The organism is Bradyrhizobium sp. HKCCYLRH1034 (assembly GCF_051168375.1).
In the GTDB taxonomy this organism is placed as follows: Bacteria; Pseudomonadota; Alphaproteobacteria; order Rhizobiales; family Xanthobacteraceae; genus Bradyrhizobium.
The window spans coordinates 464,110-483,194 of the sequence record NZ_JBNPUW010000006.1 but is presented as its reverse complement, the minus strand read 5'-3'; the positions used below and the strand labels follow the sequence as shown (position 1 = coordinate 483,194).

Annotated in this window: 15 protein-coding genes; 11 read left to right on the top strand and 4 right to left on the bottom strand. The window is 67.1% G+C overall.

Annotated elements, in window-relative coordinates; all coding sequences use genetic code 11:
• Window positions 1–80: 80 nt before the first annotated feature.
• The 6 genes from ACQR0W_RS17635 (at window position 81) to ACQR0W_RS17610 (ending at window position 7,126) form a co-directional block, all read left to right on the top strand.
• Window positions 81–1,247, top strand: a complete 1,167-nt coding sequence (locus ACQR0W_RS17635; RefSeq protein ID WP_315713988.1) for an acyl-CoA dehydrogenase family protein — start codon at window positions 81–83, stop codon at window positions 1,245–1,247.
• Between the two features lie 9 nt (window positions 1,248–1,256).
• Window positions 1,257–2,369: a CaiB/BaiF CoA transferase family protein gene (locus tag ACQR0W_RS17630; protein WP_315826066.1), complete on the top strand. Its 1,113-nt coding sequence runs from the start codon at window positions 1,257–1,259 to the stop codon at window positions 2,367–2,369.
• Between the two features lie 2 nt (window positions 2,370–2,371).
• Window positions 2,372–3,220: an FAS1-like dehydratase domain-containing protein gene (locus ACQR0W_RS17625; protein ID WP_316169443.1), complete on the top strand. Its 849-nt coding sequence runs from the start codon at window positions 2,372–2,374 to the stop codon at window positions 3,218–3,220.
• Between the two features lie 175 nt (window positions 3,221–3,395).
• A complete protein-coding gene (mdlC, locus tag ACQR0W_RS17620; protein WP_315713985.1) occupies window positions 3,396–5,018 on the top strand; it encodes a benzoylformate decarboxylase in 1,623 nt (540 codons plus the stop codon).
• Window positions 5,019–5,061: 43 nt separating this feature from the next.
• Window positions 5,062–5,337, top strand: a complete 276-nt coding sequence (locus ACQR0W_RS17615; RefSeq protein ID WP_315713984.1) for a hypothetical protein — start codon at window positions 5,062–5,064, stop codon at window positions 5,335–5,337.
• A gap of 4 nt (window positions 5,338–5,341) precedes the next feature.
• Entirely contained in the window at window positions 5,342–7,126 is a 1,785-nt protein-coding gene (locus tag ACQR0W_RS17610; protein ID WP_315713983.1) for a hypothetical protein, read from the top strand.
• Between the two features lie 392 nt (window positions 7,127–7,518).
• Here ACQR0W_RS17610 and ACQR0W_RS17605 read toward each other — a convergent pair whose 3' ends face one another.
• A complete protein-coding gene (locus ACQR0W_RS17605) occupies window positions 7,519–9,213 on the bottom strand; it encodes an outer membrane beta-barrel protein (protein WP_316169444.1) in 1,695 nt (564 codons plus the stop codon).
• Window positions 9,214–9,723: 510 nt separating this feature from the next.
• Between ACQR0W_RS17605 and ACQR0W_RS17600 the strand changes: the two genes are divergently transcribed.
• Window positions 9,724–10,035: a MarR family winged helix-turn-helix transcriptional regulator gene (locus ACQR0W_RS17600; RefSeq protein WP_409977923.1), complete on the top strand. Its 312-nt coding sequence runs from the start codon at window positions 9,724–9,726 to the stop codon at window positions 10,033–10,035.
• Window positions 10,036–10,799: 764 nt separating this feature from the next.
• Here ACQR0W_RS17600 and ACQR0W_RS17595 read toward each other — a convergent pair.
• Together ACQR0W_RS17595 and trhA are read right to left on the bottom strand one after the other, a co-directional pair.
• On the bottom strand, window positions 10,800–11,594 hold the full coding sequence (locus tag ACQR0W_RS17595; RefSeq protein WP_315752654.1) for an SDR family oxidoreductase: 795 nt from the start codon (window positions 11,592–11,594) through the stop codon (window positions 10,800–10,802).
• A gap of 24 nt (window positions 11,595–11,618) precedes the next feature.
• A complete protein-coding gene (gene trhA, locus ACQR0W_RS17590; RefSeq protein ID WP_315826059.1) occupies window positions 11,619–12,314 on the bottom strand; it encodes a PAQR family membrane homeostasis protein TrhA in 696 nt (231 codons plus the stop codon).
• A gap of 191 nt (window positions 12,315–12,505) precedes the next feature.
• Between trhA and ACQR0W_RS17585 the strand changes: the two genes are divergently transcribed.
• A complete protein-coding gene (locus tag ACQR0W_RS17585; protein ID WP_315826058.1) occupies window positions 12,506–13,969 on the top strand; it encodes a YcjX family protein in 1,464 nt (487 codons plus the stop codon).
• On the top strand, window positions 13,966–14,994 hold the full coding sequence (locus tag ACQR0W_RS17580) for a YcjF family protein (RefSeq protein WP_315826057.1): 1,029 nt from the start codon (window positions 13,966–13,968) through the stop codon (window positions 14,992–14,994). Before ACQR0W_RS17585 ends, ACQR0W_RS17580 begins: the two co-directional genes overlap by 4 nt.
• 3 nt (window positions 14,995–14,997) lie before the next feature.
• On the opposite strand, the gene ACQR0W_RS17575 is transcribed toward ACQR0W_RS17580, so the two are convergent.
• Window positions 14,998–16,503: a glycosyltransferase family 39 protein gene (locus ACQR0W_RS17575; RefSeq protein WP_315752650.1), complete on the bottom strand. Its 1,506-nt coding sequence runs from the start codon at window positions 16,501–16,503 to the stop codon at window positions 14,998–15,000.
• A 224-nt stretch (window positions 16,504–16,727) separates the two neighbouring features.
• Here ACQR0W_RS17575 and ACQR0W_RS17570 point away from each other — a divergent pair, with 224 nt between their 5' ends.
• Both ACQR0W_RS17570 and ACQR0W_RS17565 read left to right on the top strand, forming a co-directional pair.
• Window positions 16,728–18,455 (top strand): adenylate/guanylate cyclase domain-containing protein, encoded by a 1,728-nt coding sequence (locus tag ACQR0W_RS17570; RefSeq protein ID WP_315752649.1) that lies wholly within the window; start codon window positions 16,728–16,730, stop codon window positions 18,453–18,455.
• A 252-nt stretch (window positions 18,456–18,707) separates the two neighbouring features.
• Window positions 18,708–18,908 carry a cold-shock protein gene (locus tag ACQR0W_RS17565; RefSeq protein WP_315713975.1) on the top strand — a complete coding sequence of 67 codons (201 nt, stop codon included), beginning with the start codon at window positions 18,708–18,710 and terminating at the stop codon, window positions 18,906–18,908.
• Window positions 18,909–19,085 lie beyond the last annotated feature (177 nt).

Here is a 19,085-nt window from a genome sequence, read left to right as displayed (position 1 = left end):
ACCCGCTTGGTCATAGGCTATCAGGAAACAAGTCCAGGGAGAGAGCCCAGGCCGCGTCACGGCGGCCGGCGGAGCAACACATGACAGACCAGCATCAGCACGACGATTACGCCGATATCCGCGACGCGGTGGCCAAGCTGTGCGCGCAGTTCCCTGGTGAATATTGGCGCAAGCTCGATCGCGAGATGGCCTATCCCTCGGCCTTCGTCGATGCGCTGACCGAGGCGGGCTATCTCTCCGTGCTGATTCCCGAGGAATATGGCGGCGCGGGATTGAAGCTGTCGGCCGCTGCGGCGATCCTCGAGGAGATCCAGCGTGCCGGCTGCAATGGCGGCGGTTGTCACGCCCAGATGTACACGATGGGCACGGTGCTGCGCCACGGCTCCGCCGAGCAGAAGGCGAAGTGGCTGCCGAAGGTCGCCAGCGGCGAGTTGCGGCTGCAGGCTTTCGGCGTCACCGAACCCACTTCGGGCACCGACACGACGTCGCTGAAGACGGTCGCGAAGCGCGACGGCGACAGCTATGTCGTCAACGGCCAGAAGATCTGGACCAGCCGCGCGGAGCATTCCGACCTGATGATCCTGCTCGCGCGCACTACGCCGAAAGAGCAGGCGCAGAAGCGCACCGATGGTCTCTCCGTCTTCATCGTCGACATGCGCGAGGCCAAGAAGGCCGGGCTCACCATCCGCCCGATCCGGACGATGATGAACCACGCCACGACGGAAGTGTTCTTCACCGACATGCGGGTGCCGGCGGAGAACCTGATCGGCGAGGAAGGCAAGGGCTTCCGCTATATCCTCTCCGGCATGAACGCCGAGCGCATCCTGATCGCGGCCGAATGCGTCGGCGACGCCAAATGGTTCATCGCGAAAGCCACCGCCTATGCCAAGGAGCGCGTCGTGTTCGGCCGCCCGATCGGCCAGAACCAAGGCATCCAGTTCCCGATCGCCAAGGCCTATGCGTCGATGCGGGCCGCGGAGCTGATGGTCAAGGAGGCCACGCGCAAATACGAGGCCGGGCTCGACTGCGGCGCCGAGGCCAATATGGCCAAGATGCTCGCGGCCGATGCGTCGTTCGAGGCGGCCAATGCCTGCATCCAGACCCATGGCGGCTTCGGCTTCGCCGAGGAATACGACGTGGAGCGCAAATTCCGCGAGACGCGGCTGTATCAGGTGGCGCCGATCTCGACCAACCTCATTCTCTCCTACGTCGCCGAGCACGTGCTCGGCATGCCGCGCTCGTATTGAGGTCGGGCCATGCTGCCGCTTGAAGGGATCATTGTCGTCGCCGTCGAGCAGGCGGTGGCCGCGCCGTTCTGCTCGTCGCGTCTCGCCGATGCCGGCGCTCACGTGATCAAGATCGAGCGGCCCGAGGGCGATTTCGCCCGCGGCTACGACGCCGCCGCCAAGGGTCAGAGCAGCTATTTCGTGTGGCTCAACCGCGGCAAGGATTCCGTCGTCGTCGACCTCTCAAGGCCGGAAGGTCGCGCCGAGCTGGAGAAGCTGATCGCCGGCGCCGACGTGCTGCTGCAGAACCTGAAGCCCGGCTCGATGGACAGAATGGGCTTTGCCCGCGAGCGGCTGCGCAAGGACTATCCGAAGCTGATCTGCTGCACCATCACCGGCTATGGCGACTCCGGTCCCTACGCCGATCGCAAGGCTTATGACCTGTTGATCCAGGCCGAGAGCGGGCTGGCCTCGATCACCGGCGGGCCGGACGGCCCCTCCCGCGTCGGCATGTCGATCGTCGACGTCGCGACCGGCGCGACGGCGCATGCCGCGATCCTGGAGGCGCTGATCAGGCGCGGCCGCACTGGCGAAGGCGCCGACATCAGGATCTCGATGTTCGACGTGATGGCCGACTGGCTCACCGTGCCGCTGCTCAACGCGGAAGCCGGCAATGCGCCGAAGCGCATCGGCCTCGCCCATCCCTCGATCGCACCCTATGGCGTGTTCACCTCGAAGGACGGCAAGGACATCCTGATCTCGATCCAGAGCGAGCGCGAGTGGAAGACGCTGTGCGCCAAGGTGCTGGACCAGCCCACATTGCCGGACGATCCGCGCTTCGCCAACATGGTCGCGCGCGTGCGCAACCGCGCGCTGACCGACGGGATCGTTGCGGAGCGCTTCGCGGCGCTGTCGCGCGATGAGCTGCTGGCGAAGCTCGCGAGCGCCGACATCGCCTTTGCCGAGGTCAACAGCATGGCCGACCTCGCGGTTCATCCGCATCTGCGGCGGATCGAGGTGAACACGCCGAACGGCGTCGTCAGCTATCCCGCGCCGGCGGCGATCGTGGTCGGCGACGACAGGCATTACGGCGCCGTGCCCGCGATCGGCGAGGCCGCCTCGCCGCATCAGCGAAAGGGATGATCATGACGGACACGCTCGATCTCGATCACCTCCGGCAATGGGTCGGCCGCAGCGCCGAGGCCACCGACCTCGTCACCCCGCAGCTCACCAAGGGGCTGCGCGCGACGCTGTTCCAGGAGATCGGTGAACCGACAACCGGCGACATCGCGCCCTACACCGTGCACTGGTGTTTGGGCCAGCCGGTGTTTCCACACGATCAGCTCGGCCCCGACGGCCATCCGACCCGCGGCGGCTTCCTGCCGCCGGTGCCGCTGCCGCGCCGCATGTGGGCGGGCGGCGAGGTGCAGTTCATCGATCCCTTGCGCGTCGGCGATGTCGCGACGCGCCTTTCGACCATCACCGACGTCACCCTGAAGAGCGGCTCGACCGGCCAGCTCTGCTTCGTGTCGGTGGAGCATGTCGTATCGACGCCGCGCGGCGTCGCGATCCGCGAGCGCCAGGACATCGTCTATCGCGACATGGGTGGCGCCCAGGCTGCGCCGGCGAAGGCGCCGCCGCCTCCGCCGGTCGCGCAGCACAGCGAGACGCGCGTCTCCGATGCCGTGCTGCTGTTTCGCTATTCCGCCCTGACCTTCAACGGCCATCGCATCCATTACGACCGCGACTACGTCACCAGGGTCGAAGGCTATCCGGGCCTGATCTTCCACGGACCTTTGCAGGCCGCGCTGCTGGTCGAGTTCGCCGCCAGACTTAAGGGCAAACCGCCGGCCAAGTTCGCCTATCGCGGCGTGCAGCCTTTGTTCGAGGGCAGCGCGTTCTCGGTGAATGCGAATGACAAGGATGGCGGCCTGGAGCTGTGGACCGCCAACGCCGAGCGACAGCCGACGATGAAGGGCACCGCGAGTTGGTGACATAGACTCTGTCGTTCCGGGGCGGTGCGTCGCGACAGAATGGCGAAGCCATTTTGGCGCAGAGCATCGAACCCGGAACCTCGAGGTGAGGGAGAAGAACCGCTCGAGATTCCGGGTTCGATGCTTCGCATCGCCCCGGAATGACGACCCACAAAAAGCACCCGAGGGAACGCCTTTGGCCAAAACAACGAAAACAACAACCAAACCCGTCACCGTCAAGCAGGCCACCTTCGAGCTGCTGCGCGCCTTCGGCATCAAAAAGGTGTTCGGCAATCCCGGCTCGACCGAGCTGCCGTTCCTCAGCGACTGGCCCGAGGACATCGACTACGTGCTCGGCCTGCAGGAGGCTTCCGTCGTCGGCATGGCCGACGGCTATGCCCAGGCGACGCGCAATGCCGGCTTCGTCAATCTGCATTCGGCGGCCGGCGTCGGCAACGCGCTCGGCAACATCTACACCGCGCACCGCAACCAGACGCCGCTGGTCATCACCGCCGGCCAGCAGGCGCGCTCGATCCTGCCGCTGCAGGCCTTTCTCTATGCCGAACGCCCGTCCGAATTCCCGCGCCCTTACGTCAAATACAGCGTCGAGCCGGCGCGGCCCGAGGACGTGCCGGGCGCGATCGCCCGCGCCTACTACACCGCGATGCAGCCGCCTTGCGGGCCGACCTTCGTCTCGATCCCGATCGACGACTGGATGCATCCGGCGCAACCGATCACCGCGCGCAAGGTAAGCCGCGAGCTCGGCCCCGATCGCGCCGCCATGGACGACCTGGTGAGCGCACTTGCCGCCGCGAAGAATCCCGCGCTCGTGGTCGGCCCCGGCATCGACCGCGCCGGCTGCGTCGAACTGATGGTCGAGGTCGCCGAGAAGGCCAAGGCCGCGGTCTGGGTCAGCCCGTTCTCGGCGCGCTGCTCGTTTCCCGAGCGCCATCCGCAATTCCAGGGCTTTCTGCACGCCTCGCCCGGACAATTGTCCGACGCCCTGAAACCGCACGACCTCGTCGTCGTGATCGGCGCGCCGGTGTTCACCTTCCATGTCGAGGGCCACGCCGCGATCTTCGACGGCGCCACCACGCTTTATCAGATCACCGACGACGCCGAAGGCGCCGCGGTGCCGCCGGTCGGCACCAGCATCATCGCCACGATGCGGCCGGCGCTGTCGCTGCTGCTGGAGCTGCTGCCGGAGACCAGGCGCGCGGCGCCGAAGGGCCGCGTGCTACCCGACGCGCCGAAGCCATCCGATCCGATTCCGGTCGACTATCTCCTGCACACGCTGGCGCAGGCGCTGCCGGCGGGCAGCGCCGTGGTCGAGGAGATCCCCTCGCACCGGCCGGTGATGCACAAGTACATGCCAATGCCCGGCGCGGAGTCGTTCTACACGATGGCGAGCGGCGGGCTCGGCTACAGCCTGCCGGCGGCGGTCGGCATGGCGCTGGGCCGTCGCACCGGCCGCACGGTGTGCCTGATCGGCGACGGCTCGGCGATGTATTCGCTGCAGGCGCTGTGGACCGCCACGCAGCGCAGGCTGCCGCTGACGGTCGTCGTCATCAACAATTCCGGCTATGGCGCGATGCGCTCGTTCAGCCAGGTCATGCAGGTGCGCAACGTGCCCGGGCTCGAGCTGCCCGGCCTCGATTTCGTCAAGCTCGCGGACGGCATGGGCTGCGACGCAGTGCGCGTGAACCATGCCGCCGATCTCGCCGGTGCGCTGACGCGAGCCCTCGCCCATGCCGGCACGAGCCTCGTCGAGGTGATGGTCGACGCCGCGGTCCCGCTGCTCTACGCCCAGAAGGGCTGAGCCGCCGTTCGCACAGCGGACGACTTTCACGACATATGCGACAATGCGTCGCATCTTCAATGGCGGCGGCATGGCTCGCCGCGAAATGCTCATCGGCCCGCCGCAACCGTGCAACCGGCGTTCCGACTGCAACCGTTTGTTTCAAAAGCTTTCTGTTCCCCTGCGCCATCTCGTCGCGGCCGGCTTGCCGCAAACATCGCGAAATCCTGCCGTCAGCTTGCAGGCAGACGCCTTGCTGCTTGCAAGGTCCGACCATTCTGCAAGCCAAAATCATTTTCAAAAGGTTCCATCATCCAATCCAGCGTACCAAGGGAGTTGAGCTGATGGCGGATAAGAAGAATCTTCAAACCGCGGCGTCGAGGACCGATCTCTATCGCCATGTCAGCGTGCTGGCCCTGATGTCCGCTCTGGCGGTGACGGCGCTGCCGCATCAGGCCAATGCGCAGGCCATGACCACCGCCCTTGCCACTTCGGCCACCACCAACGCCGCCGCGAAGGCGGCGCAGGAGGCGGCGGCGAAGGCCGCAGCCCAGGCAGCCGCCAAGGCGGCCCAGGATGCCGCTGCCAAGGCTGCAGCCGCTGCCGCCGCCAAGGCCGCGCAGGACGCCGCCGCCAAGGCTGCGGCAAACGCTGCGGCCAAGGCTGCAGCGAATGCTGCCGCGAAGGCGGCGACCGACGCGGCAGCGAAGGCCGCAGCCAGCGCCGCTGCGAAGGCCGCGGCCGGCGCCGCCGCCAAGGCTGCGAACACCGCTGCGACCACGGCCGCCACCACCGCCGCGGCGACCGCGGCGAGCACCGCCGCCAAGACGGCGGCCGTAACGACCGGCACGGCTGCGGCCAAGCCCGTCGCTGCCGTCGCCACGGCCGCGACGACCGCCGCCAAGCCCGCCGCTGCCGCCACCGCCGCAACGACGACGACCGGTGCGGCCAAGACCGCAGCCGCGACCAGCACCACGACGAGCGCGGCGAAGCCGGCCGCTGCGGCCGCCGCGGCAGCGACCACCACCGTCGCGGTCGCCAAGGCCACCGCGACACCCGCAGCCGCAGCGACGCCGGCCAAGGCGGCTGCCGCGGCGTCGAGCAGCACCGATGCCGTCGCCAAGGCCAACGCAGCGGCCGCGGCCGCCGCGCAGACCGCCGCCGCCGCCGAGGCGCAGGTCGCTGCCGACCGCAAGGCAATCGACGTCGCTCGTCAGGCCGAGCAGAACGCACGCGGCGCCGCGATCGAGGCCCAGGAGCAGGCCGAGAAGAACCCGACCGCCGCCAACCAGGCCGCGGCGACCGCGAACGCTGCGAAGCTGACGGCAGCCTCGGCCGCGCTGCAGGCCGCGTTCCAGAAGCTCGACAAGGACATCGACGTCTCCAACGAGGCCAAGGAAGCCGCCAACGCCGCCAAGGACACCGCGCGCGAGACGGCCGAGGCCGCCGGCAAGGCGGCCCAGCAGGCCGGCCAGGCGGCCGGCAACGCCAACAATGGCGGCAATGCCAACAATGGCGGAGCGGCGGCCGGCAACGGCAACAACAATAACAACAATCAGCAGAACCAGGCGGCCCAGGAAGCCGCCGAGCAGGCCGCGCTGCAGGCGGCGTTGAAGACCGGCGAGCAGGCACGCGCGGTCGCCCAGCAGAAGACCCAGGCCGCGCAGGCGGCTGCGACCCAGAACCAGAAGACGGTCGAGGCCGCGCTGAACCAGAAGATCGGCACGATCGATGCGACGGTGGAAGCGGCCGAGCAGAAGGTGAACGCCGACCGGCAGGCGCTGGAGCAGGCGCGTCAGGCCGCGCAGCAGGCCAAGCAGGACGCACAGGAGGCCGCCGAGGTCCTCGAACGCGCCAACAATGCGGCCAACCAGGCCGCACTGGCGGCGGCCCAGGCCAAGGCGCAGACCACCGCCAACGCCTTCAACCAGGCCAATGCGACGCTGAATGCCGACAATCAGGCCCTGACCCAGGCCCGCGAGACCGGCGAGCAGCAGGAGCAGGCGCTGCGGGCCGCGGCTCAGCAGCAGATCCAGGCCGGCTACACCGCCGCCCAGCAGGCCACCCAGGCCGCCTGGGCCGAGGCGCAGCAGATCGGCAACGCTGCCCTGGCCGCGCTCGAACAGTGAGACCGCTGCGCTCCGCGCCGCCTGTCGGCTTACGCCGGGCGGCGCGGACACGGATAACGATAACAAGACCATCACCAGCCGCATGCCGAACCAATCCGGGACGACCCACGCGTCGGCGACCTGACCTCATCCCGCCGCGTGAGACGCCCGGGTCCCCCCCACCCGACCGGCATGCATTGCCTTCAAGCCCCGTCCCCTGCGGGGCTTTTCTTTTGAGCGCGACCAGCCGCTTGTGGTCGATGCAGACCAGCCGCGTCGTTCGCAATCCGGTCAGACATCCGTCGCGGCGTCTGGGTCCCCGTCGGCGTCGCACCCGCGCTGTCGCGCGGCTTGCCCGGGACGACGGCGGAGATGCAGGGCGGGGAAGGTGCGCCACCGGACCCGGCCGCTGCTCAATATTGGAATCGCACGCCGACGACGCCGACCACCGTCATGAAGTTGTTGAGAGCGATGTTGGAGCGGGTCCATTCGGTCCGGACCTCGCTCTTGAGCTGAACGTTGCGGTTCATCTTGTAGGTGCCGCCGGCGGCGACGAACATGCGCTGGTCGACGCGGCCGATGCCGACGAACTGATCCTGGCCGTAGCCGCCGCGCAGCGTTCCGATCAACCACGGCTCGAACTGATGGTCCATCTGCAGGATCACGTCGCGCGACAGGATGCCCGAGACGTTCATCGCCGGCGTCTCCGAGGCCTGCGAGCGCGCCACCAGCACGAACGTCGTGGCGTCGGTCGCGGCCCAAGCGAGCGTCGCATCCGCGATCACGCCGTTGATGTTCGGCATCAGCGGCGAGTCCATGCGGCGCGAGAGATAGCCGACCGAGGCCTCGCCGGTCAGCGATCCCATGTTGACGACGGCGCCGCCGCGCGCGGTGATGCCGCTGGAATCGCGGCGCTGGCCGTTGAAGTCGACCTGCAGATCGTGGTTGCGCCGATCGAAGCTCATGTCGACGAACGGCGAGATGTTCGGCGTGAGCACATAGGTGACGCGGACCTGCGCGCCCGGCTGGGTGTAGTTGCGGTCCTGCGTCCGCAACGGCACGTTGGCCAAGATCAGCGCGTCGTTGAACATGACGCGGTCGGCCGATCCCTTGAATGCGATCTCGGCGGGACCGATCTTCTGCAGCACGCCGGCGCTGCCGCCGAACGTCGTGGCGCGGGGCAGCTTGAGCGCGCCCGGAAGCGCCAATGCATCGTTGACGAAACGCGCCTCGCCGGTGATCGCAGTGCCCTCGGTGACGTCGTAGCGTCCTTGCGCCCGCGCCTCGAACGTCGGATGGCTGAGCGAGCGGACGTTGCTGTCCTCGGTGTAGGCGCCGCGGAAATCGGCGTTGAGCTGATGCCGCTCCCATTGCGAGCGGACCGCGACCTCCGTCGCCACGATGGCGACCGTTGAGCCCTGCCCGCCGTTGCGCCGCGTGGGATTGGTGTCATAACCGGCCTGGATCTCGACGGCCGGTTTCACCAGGAACGACCCGACCGTCACGCCCGTCGGATCATAGGGCTTCGCGTCGGCGGTCACCGGCTGCGGCTTCACCGTATTCAGGTTGCGATCGGGAAGAACGTCACGGTTGCGCAGCACGGCCGCGGGCTGGGCGGTTGCCACGGTCTCGTCTGGCTTGGCCGGCGGCGCCTCGGCGGCTGCCGCGGGCTTTGCCGCGATCTGCCGCGCAGCCGGTTGCGGCGCGGCGCGTTGAGCGTCTCCCGCCGGCTCGGCCGTGGCCATGCGCTCGCCACGGGCGGGCTGAAACGCGGAGAATCCGAAGCTGCCGACCGGCGCGCCGGGCCTGCCCGGCGCGGCCAGCGACGGCGCACCGGCCTCGCGCACCGGACGCAGCAATGCGCTCACGCCACGCGGGTCCTGGCGCATCATCAGCGTCCGGCTGTCGTTGGTGATCCGCGGAACGTTGTAGTAGATGCTGCGCGCCGTCACGTGACGAAAGAACAGCCGGTCGGCGCGTCCCGGGACGACGTCCGTCGGCTTGGCCTTGATGGTCTGCTGTGCGGACGCGCCGTCCACCACCATCACGGTCAGCAGCAGCACCTCGACGAGCGCGAGCGTGACCCCGCGGTGGGATCGCGTCACCATGAGCCGCTTGGTCCGCACCGCGAACGCGCCGGTCTTGTGTGGTGAATGAGCCTGCAAAGCAAATGCCGGGGTATGCCAATATCACGCGACGAGGTCGGGTCAGGGCGCCGTCGCGATGAATACGCAGCGCATGCACGCGACGAAGCCCCTTGCCTTGGAGATAGCCGGCAAACGTCGGCGGAAGTTTTGCCGAGCTGGGAACATTTCAGGCGAGATTGAGAGCTGTTCGCAACGAGCCGCCGCGGAGCGGCGCCTAAGCATCTTCGCGTTCGTAGAAAGCACTAATTAGTTGAAACGGTGACGATCGCTGCGCGGCTTCGCGGAAGCTGGCGAAATTCCGACTTCAGCATGAAGCTGTTTCGACCACGATCGCTCGCGTCCGAGACCGCTCGGCGATCGCGGGCCTTGCGCCATCGGCGACAGCCGACGCCTTTCAGATTCAGACCGCGAGGAAGCCGCCGTCGGCCGCCAGGACGTGGCCGACGACGTAGGGCGACGCGTCTCACCGCGATGCAGCTCGGCGCGGTCCTGCACCTGGAAAAATCCGGCGTCAGCCGCATGGTCCGCAAGCTGATCGACAGCGGCGAGTTGCAGGAGACAATCGATTCCGGCGACGCCCGCATCAAGCCGCTCTGCCTCACCGCGAAGGGACGGAAGAGGGTGGCCACGCTGCACGCCTTCGGCCGCCAGCAGGTCCGCGGCGCCCTGTCGGCCCTGTCGAAGACCGAGCGGCGCACGGTGCGCGAGGGCCTGTTGCTGTACGCCCGCGCGCTCGAAGCCTGGCGCGCGGCAGAGCAGGACATGCAACCGTCGGAGCCATGAGGGCGCCCGACGGGCAGATTGCGCATACACACCATGACGAAACTGCCCGTCGTGTTGAAATGCCGCAGCATGCGGCCTTGCGCCGTCGGGCAAATCAGGACGATCTTTCCGCGCATCCCGCCTCACCACGGAGGGGCGTTGCGCGCGATCGTCACGACACGCGAGGCGGGATGCGATGGCCGTGGCCATGCCGCAGCGTAGCTTGCTACGCGGACGAACGGCGTGGCCGCGGACGTGAAGTCGCAGCGTCCTGACCCCCCGATGCTGGTGTTACGTTCGCGATGGCGCTGATGCACCGCGCGGACAATGGTGGCCAACAGCCCGGCGCACCAGGGAGACTGCGTATAAGCGTGAAGACCATCGCGCAGGGAATGCCGGTGATCGGCTGCACCTGTGGTACCTGCCGCCTGCATTTTTTGCTGCAGGCGGGCCATGGGTGAGGCCTTCACCCGGCATTCCCTGCGCCCTTCGAATCTTGAAGGGACAAGTCAACTGTACAGCTCGGGCATGATGTGCCGCGAGAAGGCGCAATGATGTCTATCGATGTCGGATCAAGTCCGCTGCCCATGATGTCCGCACGATCTCTCCTTAGCGTCATTCCGGCGAACGCCGGATCCATACGCCGCGGTCGAAAACCTCGGGCGAGATGGTCGACGCGCGTGGCTCGAACTGCACCCTGGACTATGGGTCTCCGTGGTCGCGGGGACGACCGCGGAGGGCGTTGAGGCCGGGCGCCGTCACGTCGACCGACGATGGTCGCAGACCTACTTCCCGAACTCCTCGCGCATCTTTGCCTGGATCTTCGCCATGCCGCCGAGCCAGCGGTCGTAATTCTCGGTCTTCTTGCGCATGTAGCCGAGGACCTGCGGATGCGGCAGGATCAGGAAGCTCTCCTCGGCAAGGCCTTTCAGCACGTCCTGCGCGACCTGCTCCGGTGTCAGATCGCCGTCGCCGGATTGCGGCCCCTTCGGAATCGATCGCAGCATGTCGGTGTCGACGCCCTGCGGGCACAGGATCGAGACCTTGATGTTGTCGGCCTTGTGCGAGATCGCGAGATTCTCCGCAAATCCCACCGCGGCATGCTTGGTGGTGGAGTAAGGCGCGCTGCCGACCTGCGACAGCAGGCCGGCCGCCGAGATCGTGTTGAGGAAATAGCCGCCGCCGCGCGCCTTGTAGCGCGGGATCAGATGCCGCGCCGCGTAGACATGCGCCATCACGTGAATGGCCCAACTGCGCGCCCACGGCTCGTCGGAGGTGCCGCCGACATTGACCGACAGCGGGTCAAAGCCGCCGCCGATGCCGGCATTGGAGCAGAACAGCGCAATGGGCCCGAACTGCCGCTCGGTTTCCTCGATCACGTGCCGGATGTCGGCTTCCTGGGAGACGTCGCATCTGAAGGCGGCGCCGCCGATGCCATCAGCGACGGCCTTGGCGCCGGCTTCGTCGAGATCGGCTACGATCACCTTGGCCGCACCGGCGGCCGCGAAGGCCTCGCACAGCGCCTTGCCGATGCCGCGGGCTCCGCCGGTGACCACAACAATCTTGCCGGTCACCTGCATGCAAAGCCCTCCTCGTGGAATTTTCTAGGTCAAGACCAGGTCGAGCACTGCGGTATAATGAAAGCCGGCGCCCAGCAACACGAAACCATGCCAGATCGCGTTCTGGAAGCGCAAGCGCCGCCACGAGTGGAAGATGACGCCGAGGCTGTAGAGGATGCCGCCTGTGAGCACGCAGGCCAGGACCGAGGGCGGCATCACCGAGATCACCCGGTCGTACATCATGACGCCGCTCCAGCCGAGCGCGAGATACAGCCCGATCGAGAGCGCGTCGAAGCGGCCCGGCCAGCGCAGCTTCAGCACGATGCCGAAGATGGCGACGCCCCAGACCCCGAGCAGCAGCGCGGCCGAGAACACCGTATCCTTCAGGGCGGCGATGAACGGCGTATAGGTGGCTGCGATCAGCACGTAGATGGCGGAGTGGTCGAAGCGGCGCAGCACCCATTTGGTCGGCGACACCGGCCACAGATTATAGGTTGCCGACAGCGTCAGCATCGAGAGCAGTCCCGCGACGTAGATCGACACCACCACGATGTCGACGGCGCTGGCATAGATCGAGGTCAGCACGACGAGCACGGTTGCGGCGACCAGGCCGGCGGCGATGCCGACGACGTGGACGACGCCGTCCGCGATCATCTCGACCTTGTCGTAGTTCCAACGCATCGCGCCGGTGGCGGCATGGACGGAGGTCGAGGCGAACTGCTTCAGTTGAAATACGGTCATGTCAGAACCTGGTGCCGGTTTTCCGGGACAATTGTGCCGGAAGGATTATGGTTTCCAGTGGTCAACGTTCCGTTCAAAGTCTGGTTCTATCCGGAAACGGGCCGGAATTGTGAGCTTGAATCCGGCGTTTTGCATCGCCACCTGTCAAAAATCGCTCACGCCCTTTTCAACTGGCGAATTCCCCTCCTCCCATGGTGACCTTTTCCGAACTCGTCGAGGAAGCGCGGCTGTCGGCCCGTGCCCTGCTCGATTATGGCGAGAGCTTCCTCAACCCGACCGTCCGCCTTGGCGTCACCGGGCTGTCGCGGGCCGGTAAGACCGTGTTCATCACGGCGCTGATCCACGACCTCGTTCGCGGCGGGCGCATGCCGGTGTTCGAGGCCTTGGCATCGGGCCGCATCGCCCGCGCATATCTGACGCCGCAACCCGACGACGGCGTGCCGCGCTTTGCCTATGAGAGCCATATGCGGGCGCTGGTCACCGAGCGACGCTGGCCGAGCTCGACCGTCGACATCAGCGAGCTCAGACTGGTGATCGAATTCCAGCGCGCCAATGGCGCCGAGCGGACGCTCACGCTCGACATCGTCGACTATCCCGGCGAATGGCTGCTCGACCTGCCGCTGCTGAACAAGAGCTATGAGCAGTGGGCGCGGGAAAGCCTCGCGCTGTCGCGCAGCGAGCCGCGCGCGCATGTCGCCAAGGACTGGCACGCGCATCTGGCGACGCTCGCCCCCGAAGGCCGCGAGGACGAGTCGGCGACACTTGAGGCCGCACGGCTGTTCACCGACTACTTGCGTGCCTGCCGCGACGAGCGCTTCGCCATGAGCCTGCTGCCGCCCGGCCGCTTCCTGATGCCCGGGAATCTCGCGGGCTCGCCGGCGCTGACCTTCGCGCCGCTCGATGTCCCGGCCGACGGCCAGGCGCCGGCCGGCTCGCTATGGGCGATGATGGCGCGCCGCTACGAGTCCTACAAGGACATCGTTGTCAGGCCGTTCTTTCGCGACCATTTCGCCCGGCTCGATCGCCAGATCGTGCTGGTCGACGCGCTGGCGGCGTTCAATGCGGGCCCCGAGGCGCTGCACGATCTCGAGGCCGCGCTGACCGGCATTCTCGATTGCTTCCGCGTCGGACGCGGAAACATGCTGACGGCGCTGTTTCGGCCGCGCATCGACCGCATCCTGTTCGCGGCGACCAAGGCCGACCATCTGCATCACACCAGCCACGACCGGCTCGAAGCCGTGCTGCGGCGCGCGGTCAACCGCGCGGTGGCCCGAGCCGAGAGCACGGGCGCCGCAATCGACGTGGTGGCGCTGGCCGCCGTCAGGGCGACGCGCGAGGCGCTGGTCGCCCGCGGCCGCGACAAGCTGCCGTCGCTGCTCGGCACGCCGGCGGCCGGCGAAAGCGCCAATGGCGAGATCTTCGACGGCGACACCGAGGTGGCAACCTTTCCGGGCGAGCTGCCGGCCGATGCGGAGGAGCTGTTCAAGGGCGGCGCCTATCGCGGCCTGTCGAGCGCTGCCGCCGACGGCACCGACTTCCGCTTTCTTCGCTTCCGTCCGCCTTTGCTGGCCCCCGATCCTGGCGGCGAGCCCGCTTTGCCCCATATCCGCATGGACCGCGCCCTTCAGTTCCTGATCGGAGACCGGCTGCAATGAGCGAACGCGCCAAGCATCGTCGTCCCCAGACCTTCCGGCTCGATGATCCCGACGTCGTCGTGGTCGATGCCGAAGAGGCCGCCCGGCCGGGCCGCGGCACCATCCAGGTCACGCCAGAGGCTGATCCGGCGCAATTGCCGGTGCCGGTCGAGACCGTCCTGCCGGCGCGGCGCAGCTTCGGCTGGGGCGCACTTTTTTGGGGCTCGGTCGCAGGCCTCGTCCTGCTCGGCCTCGGCCTCGGCGTCGTCAGACTGATCGAGGATCTGTTCGCACGCAGCGAGGCCCTCGGCTATGTCGGCGCGGGGTTCGCGGCCGCAGCCGCGATCGCATTGGCGGCCGTCATTGCCCGAGAGACTTACGGGCTGGTGCGTCTCGCCACCATCGAGAAGCTGCACCAGCGCGCGGCCGCGGTGCTGCTGTCCGACGATCGCGCCGAGAGCCGCGAAGTGGTCGCCGAGCTGTTGCGGATCGCACATGCCAATCCCCGCCTGGCGCGTCCGCGTGCCGCGCTCGCCGGCCACGCCGACGACATCATCGACGGCGGCGACATGATCAAGCTTGCCGAGCGCGAGCTGATGGCGCCGCTCGACAGCGAGGCGCGGCGTCTGGTGTCGGTTGCGGCGCAACGGGTTTCCGTGGTCACGGCCGTGAGCCCGCGCGCGCTGATCGACGTGCTGTTCGTCTTCGTGGCAAGCTTGCGGATGATCCGGCAGCTCGCGCGGCTCTATGGCGGACGTCCCGGCGCGCTCGGCATGATCAGCCTGTTGCGCCACGTCGTCGCGCATCTCGCCATCACCGGCGGCATGGCCGCGAGCGACAGCCTGATCCAGCAGGTGCTGGGGCATGGCATCGCGGCAAAACTGTCGCAGCGCCTCGGCGAAGGCGTGCTCAACGGACTGCTCACGGCGCGGCTCGGCCTCGCGGCCATCGACGTGACGCGGCCGATGCCGTTCGCCGCGCTGCCGCGGCCGGCGCTGGCGGATCTCGCCAAGGATCTGCTGCGCAAGCAGGACGACCGGGAATGAGGCTCAGGCCCGCGGCGTGGAATCGAGGGCGCCGGCGAGCCAGCGCCATTGGTACAATGGCGAGTCCGGTGGCGGCGCCAGTTCAGGAGTCCAGCCCGTCAGCCTGCCGAACGCGTAACTGTCCATGACGCGGCCGCGCCAGCTCCGCTCGACGTGTCCGAGCGGCTCGCGGTGCGCGGTCGTGTCCGCCAGCAGCGGGCCGGTATTGTCCGGCTCGCGCACGACATAGAGGCCGGCATGTCCTGCGATCAGGTCCATGCCGGGATCACGGAAGCCGATGAAGCGGGCCCGCTCGTTGATCTGGAGCACCGGCACGCGGCCGCGAAAGAACCACCGCATCATCGCATAGGTGCGATAGTCGGAGGTCGCGATCCAGGTCGCCCCGGTCTTTTGGAGCTCCTGCTCGACCCGCGCCGCCACCTGCTGATAGCCCGCCTCGGCGCCGATCGGATCGGCCCGCCCGAGAAAATTCCACGGTGCGACGACGTAGTAGAGAAAGATCAGGACCACCATGGCAATGCCGCTGACGACGGCGATCCGCGCCCAGCGCACGGTCGATCGGACGAACCAGGCGGACGCGCCGTCCTGCGGCAGCTTGACGATGTTGATCGCGACCGCCGCAAACCCGATCGGCCACATGAACATCGGCCAGGTGTCGCCGATCCGCAAGGTGAACGATTTCCAGAGGAAGTAGAGAAACGGCACCAGCACCGCCGTCGACAGCAGGATGGCGACCGGCTCACGCGTGCGATAGCCGCGCCAGGCCGTGAAACTCAGCGCCGACAATGTGACCGGCAGCAGGACGAAGCCGACCTGTCCGAACTGCAATCCGAGATAATCGCCAAGCGTCCGCAACGAAAACTCATGCGGCGCGGTGGCGCGAACGAACTGGAAGCGGAACGAGGCCCAGTCGTGCTGCGCGTTCCAGATCAGCACCGGCGAGAACAGGGCCAGCGCAATCAGTGCTCCGCACCATGGATAGGGACTGAGAAGCCAGCGGCTGCGCCATGCCGGAACGAGCAGGAACGCCGCCACGCCCGGCAGCAGCATGACCACCGTGAATTTGGACAACAGCGCCAGTCCGCCGAACAGTCCGGCGGCGAGCCACCAGCGTTCATCGCCGCTCTCGGCGAGGCGCACCAGCGCCCAGATCACCGCGAGTGCAAACGGGATCGCCGCGACGTCCGGCGCCACCTTGGCCATCAGCAGGCCATAGTAGAGCGCGGCCTCGGGCAGCAGCACCGCGAGGATCACGGCCCGCATATCGTGAGTGGTACGGCGAACGATGTCGGCGAGCAGGAGCTGCGTCACCCCCATCGCGAGGATGCCGGCAAAGCGAACGCCGAGATTGGTATCGCCGAACAGGGCAGTGCCCAGCCGGATGAACCAGGCGATCATGGGCGGATGATCGAGGAAGCAGAGCTGCAGCTCCTTCGACCAGGTCCAGTAATAGGCCTCGTCGGTGCGCAGATCGAGCGTCCCGGCATAGACGATGCGGATGATCGTCATGCTTGCGATCACGGCCGCAGCCATCAGCCACGCAGAGCGCGTGGATCGAGACTTTGGGCTGTCGATGCCTGGGGAAATGGCCGTCACGCGGTGCTTTTCCCCGACTCCACCGGGCGAGTCAACGTTCCCGCGCAGCTCGCGCCGCCGGATGACCGCCGCCACCAGCCCTCTAGGACAACAGGGAATAAATCTCTAGCATTGCGGCTCCAGATCATACGGGCCACATGACCATTTCGATTTACCATCGTTTGCGGTCGACCTGTCGCGGCATCGGTGTGCGGCAGGTGCGGCTGATCTGCGGCTTCATACTCTTCAGCTACCTGCTCAGTCATTTTCTCAACCATGCGCTCGGCAACATCTCGCTGCAGGCGCTCGCCGAGGGCGTGTCCTATCATGTGGCGTTCTGGCAGTTTCTTCCGATCGCCGTGCTGTTCTATGCGGCCGCTCTTACCCATGGCGGGCTCGGCGTATGGGCGCTTTATCAGCGCCGGCAATTCAGCCGCAACACGATGGAGCCGCTGCAACTTCTGCTCGGCCTAAGCATTCCGGCGCTGATCTTCAGCCACATCGCCGGCGTCCGCATCGGACAGACCCTGTACGGACAGGAGAAGCTGTACCCGCAGGTCCTGTACTCGTATTGGACCGGCCCATCCTGGCGGATCTGGTTGATGTCGGCAGCCCTGCTGACGTCATGGGCGCATGGCTGCATCGGGCTGCACTTCTGGCTGCGGCTCAAGCCGTTCTACAAGCGCGCAGCGCCGTGGCTGCTCGCCTGCGCCGTGCTGCTCCCGGCGCTGGCGCTGCTCGGCTTCTATCGTGGGGGCCGAGACGTCATCGCCGCCAACGCAACACCGCGGTGGCGCGCCGAAAATCTTTCATTAAGGCAGACCGGCACGCCATCTGAACAGGCGGTGCTGGAGACCATCATGAACGGCTTCCTGGTCGGCTATGGCGGCCTGATCGGCTTGGCGCTCGCCGCGCGCGGCGTGCGCGCGGTGCATGAGCGACGTGGCGGCATGGTCACGCTATCCTACAACAATGGCCGCTCCATCCGGGTGCCAAAGGGTTTGTCCGTGCTCGAGGCCAGTCTGCGCAACAACGTACCGCATGCCAGCATGTGCGGCGGCCGCGCACGTTGCTCGACCTGCCGCATCAGGGTGATCGGAGATCCCGGCGCGCTGCCGCCGCCCTCGCCTCGCGAGGCCTTCGTGCTCGCGCAGATCGGCGCGGCGGACCCGTCGGTCAGGCTGGCCTGCCAGTTGCGCCCCACCGGCGATCTTTCATTCTTCCAACTGTTCATGCCGAACCCGACACCCGGCGAGCGCGGCAGCTCGCGCGCCGGAATCGGGCAGGAGCGCTACCTCGTCAGCCTGTTCGTCGACATGCGTGGATCGACCGGCCTCGCTGAGAAACGGCTGCCGTTCGACGTGGTGTTCATCGTCAACCGCTTCCTCAGCGCCGTCTCCCAGGCCGTGCTGGCGAATGGCGGGCAGCCCAATCAGTTCGTCGGTGACGGTATGCTCGCGCTGTTCGGACTAGCCACCGATTCACATGTCGCCTGCGGCCAGGCGATCCAGGCGGCGCGTGACATCGCGGCCAATATCGCCGAGCTGAACGCGTTCCTCAGCCATGATCTGCATGACCCGATCCGCTTCGGCATCGGCATTCACGGCGGCGAGGTGATCGTGGGCGAGATCGGTTATCGCGACCACATGGTGTTCACCGCGCTGGGCGACGCCGTCAACGTCGCATCACGACTGCAGGACATGACGAAGACCCTCGGCTGCCAGGTCATCATCTCGGACGAGGTCTACGCGCGGGCGCGACTCGGCTCCGACGTGCTGCCGGAGCGCGAGGTCGAGATTCGCGGCCGCGCCGAGCCGATGCGCGTCAGGACGGCCATGGACGCCGCTGAACTCGCGATGCTCTCGGACGAGGGGACGGCTGCGTGACGAGTTGCGTTGAACCTGTTTGCAGCCTGCGCTGTCATACCGAGAACGGTTGCAGCGGGTCCGCGGCGACTGGCGGAACGGTGGCACTGCGGTCAAAAGCCGCAAAGTCGCCACGATATCGATCATTTCGGGCCAAAACCGCCCGCTGTTTGCGCTATCACGCCTGTCACAACCGCAGTAGTCTCGAATTCCGGGCCTGACGGTTTGCGGGGACCGTGGCTCGTACTCGGATTGGTCCCGCGGAGGCGACGTATGGCTAAAGGTACGGTCAAGTGGTTCAACCCGACCAAGGGCTATGGCTTCATCCAGCCCGCGGCCGGGGGCAAGGACATTTTCGTTCACATCTCCGCAGTGCAGAAGGCCGGACTGGCGACCCTCAACGAGGGCCAGACCATCGAGTACGACGAGATTGCCAACCGCGGCAGGAGTTCGGCCGAGAACCTGAAAGTGTAGCGGATCAATTGGCGCGCCATTCCGCCTCGCGGCTTTTCGGCGCGATCGTTTCCCTCACCAAACCAGCATGATTGTCGACACGTCGAAATAGACAGGAGCGGTGCCCGCTCCTGATCACATCTTTGCGTTTGTTTGTAGTTTCAGCTCCCTCCCCGCCATTGCCTCGCCCGCCCGACC

What these genes read in the sequence shown, in the direction of transcription:
- ACQR0W_RS17635 (WP_315713988.1), top strand. Translation starts at nt 81, where the DNA reads ATGACAGACCAGCATCAGCACGACGATTACGCCGATATCCGCGACGCG.
- trhA (WP_315826059.1), bottom strand. Translation starts at nt 12,314, where the DNA reads ATGACCGTATTTCAACTGAAGCAGTTCGCCTCGACCTCCGTCCATGCC.
- ACQR0W_RS17610 (WP_315713983.1), top strand. Translation starts at nt 5,342, where the DNA reads ATGGCGGATAAGAAGAATCTTCAAACCGCGGCGTCGAGGACCGATCTC.
- ACQR0W_RS17580 (WP_315826057.1), top strand. Translation starts at nt 13,966, where the DNA reads ATGAGCGAACGCGCCAAGCATCGTCGTCCCCAGACCTTCCGGCTCGAT.
- ACQR0W_RS17565 (WP_315713975.1), top strand. Translation starts at nt 18,708, where the DNA reads ATGGCTAAAGGTACGGTCAAGTGGTTCAACCCGACCAAGGGCTATGGC.
- ACQR0W_RS17600 (WP_409977923.1), top strand. Translation starts at nt 9,724, where the DNA reads ATGCAGCTCGGCGCGGTCCTGCACCTGGAAAAATCCGGCGTCAGCCGC.
- ACQR0W_RS17595 (WP_315752654.1), bottom strand. Translation starts at nt 11,594, where the DNA reads ATGCAGGTGACCGGCAAGATTGTTGTGGTCACCGGCGGAGCCCGCGGC.
- ACQR0W_RS17585 (WP_315826058.1), top strand. Translation starts at nt 12,506, where the DNA reads ATGGTGACCTTTTCCGAACTCGTCGAGGAAGCGCGGCTGTCGGCCCGT.
- ACQR0W_RS17630 (WP_315826066.1), top strand. Translation starts at nt 1,257, where the DNA reads ATGCTGCCGCTTGAAGGGATCATTGTCGTCGCCGTCGAGCAGGCGGTG.
- ACQR0W_RS17615 (WP_315713984.1), top strand. Translation starts at nt 5,062, where the DNA reads ATGCGTCGCATCTTCAATGGCGGCGGCATGGCTCGCCGCGAAATGCTC.
- ACQR0W_RS17570 (WP_315752649.1), top strand. Translation starts at nt 16,728, where the DNA reads ATGACCATTTCGATTTACCATCGTTTGCGGTCGACCTGTCGCGGCATC.
- ACQR0W_RS17575 (WP_315752650.1), bottom strand. Translation starts at nt 16,503, where the DNA reads ATGACGATCATCCGCATCGTCTATGCCGGGACGCTCGATCTGCGCACC.
- ACQR0W_RS17625 (WP_316169443.1), top strand. Translation starts at nt 2,372, where the DNA reads ATGACGGACACGCTCGATCTCGATCACCTCCGGCAATGGGTCGGCCGC.
- ACQR0W_RS17605 (WP_316169444.1), bottom strand. Translation starts at nt 9,213, where the DNA reads ATGGTGACGCGATCCCACCGCGGGGTCACGCTCGCGCTCGTCGAGGTG.